This window comes from Enterobacter cloacae complex sp. P2B, from assembly GCF_014895985.1.
Taxonomy (GTDB): domain Bacteria; phylum Pseudomonadota; class Gammaproteobacteria; order Enterobacterales; family Enterobacteriaceae; genus Enterobacter; species Enterobacter bugandensis.
Genome location: NZ_JADBQQ010000005.1, coordinates 5,097 through 5,781, shown reverse-complemented (window position 1 = coordinate 5,781; position 685 = coordinate 5,097). Strand labels below are relative to the sequence as shown.

Annotated in this window: 1 protein-coding gene; it reads left to right on the top strand. The window is 55.3% G+C overall.

The window, feature by feature from the left end:
* Nucleotides 1–514, top strand: a 514-nt coding sequence (pgsA, locus tag IM313_RS04330) for a CDP-diacylglycerol--glycerol-3-phosphate 3-phosphatidyltransferase (RefSeq protein ID WP_193056090.1), incomplete at its 5' end; no start/stop codon positions are given.
* Nucleotides 515–685: the final 171 nt, after the last annotated feature.

Below are 685 nucleotides of genomic sequence, written 5' to 3'. Positions count from 1 at the left end.
TCGTGTTGTACTCATTCCGTTCTTTGTGCTGGCGTTTTACCTGCCGGTCGTCTGGGCTCCGTTCGCCTGCGCATTGATCTTCCTTATTGCAGCGGTAACTGACTGGTTTGATGGCTATCTGGCGCGCCGCTGGAACCAGAGCACCCGTTTCGGCGCCTTTCTCGATCCGGTAGCGGATAAAGTGATGGTCGCGATCGCGATGGTGCTGGTGGCTGAGCACTATCATACCTGGTGGGTGACGCTGCCCGCCGCAACTATGATTGGCCGTGAGATCATCATCTCTGCGCTGCGTGAGTGGATGGCGGAGCTGGGGAAACGCAGCAGCGTCGCGGTATCCTGGATTGGTAAAGTGAAAACCACCGCGCAGATGGCCTCGCTGGTGTGGATGCTCTGGCGCCCGAACGCCTGGGTTGAGTGGGCGGGCATCGGTCTCCTGTGGGTCGCGGCGGTGCTGACGCTGTGGTCAATGCTGCAATATTTGAACGCTGCGCGCGGGGATTTGCTTGATCAGTGATCGTTTCGCCGTAATTTTCAGCAAACAATCCAGACAAGCAAAAAATAACGTTGACTCATCACGTCATATCAGTAGAATGCAACGCATCGAACGGCGGCACAGCAAGCCGGACGATAATGAAATCAAGTGGTTAGCAGTTAACTTGATAACATGCGGGAATAGCTCAGTTGG